A 776-nucleotide genomic window follows, 5' to 3' on the forward strand; every position below is an offset into this window, starting at 1 on the left:
ACCTTGCGCGCGTACACGCGCGAGCTCGAACGGCTGATCCTGTGGAGCGTGGTGGTGCGGCGCAAGGCGCTGTCGTCGCTGACGGTGGAGGACTGCGAGGCGTACAAAGATTTCTTAAAGGCGCCGTTGGCGTCGTTCACCGGACCGAAGCGACCCCGCAGCAGCGGGCGGTGGCGCCCGTTCGCGCCGGAGGGCCTGTCCGCCGAGAGCCAGGCGTATGCGGTGCGGGTGCTGCGCGCCGCGTTTGCGTGGCTGGTGGAGGTGCGGTATCTGGCCGGCAATCCGTGGAGCGCGGTGCACGAACCGGCGACGGTGACCCGCGAACTGTCCGTGCAAGTCCACCGGGCGCTGCCCGCCCGCTTATGGACGCAGGTGCGTCAGGCGCTCGATGGCCGCTGCGACGGCTTCAAGGGTGTCGTGCCGGAGGGTGACGATGAGGCGCGGCAATGGCGCGCCGCGCGGGCCGCCATTCTACTGATGGGGGATTCCGGATTGCGGCGGGCGGAGGCGGCGCTCGCCCGGCGCGAAGACTTGCGCCTCGCCGAGGTGGCGGCGGATGGGCGCGCGTCGCGCAGCCCCTCGCCGCGCTCGCCGTCGCAGACAACGTCGCCCCCAACGTCGTCCCGCTCGGTCGCGTCGGCCGATCCGGCCGAGTCGGGGCGCGGCCCGTCGTCGGTCTGGACGCTGACCGTCATCGGCAAGCGCCGCAAGCAGCGCACCGTGCCGGTCAGTGGCGCGACCGTCGCGGCACTGCGCGCACATTGGCACGACCGCGG

The 776-nt window shown here is 72.6% G+C and carries 1 protein-coding gene; it reads left to right on the forward strand.

What is annotated here, in order from left to right; translation table 11 throughout:
• Positions 1-776, forward strand: a 776-nt coding sequence (locus tag NCR34_RS27900; RefSeq protein WP_502800135.1) for a site-specific integrase, incomplete at both ends; no start/stop codon positions are given.

The organism is Caballeronia sp. GAWG1-5s-s (genome assembly GCF_023631445.1).
Lineage (GTDB): Bacteria > Pseudomonadota > Gammaproteobacteria > Burkholderiales > Burkholderiaceae > Caballeronia.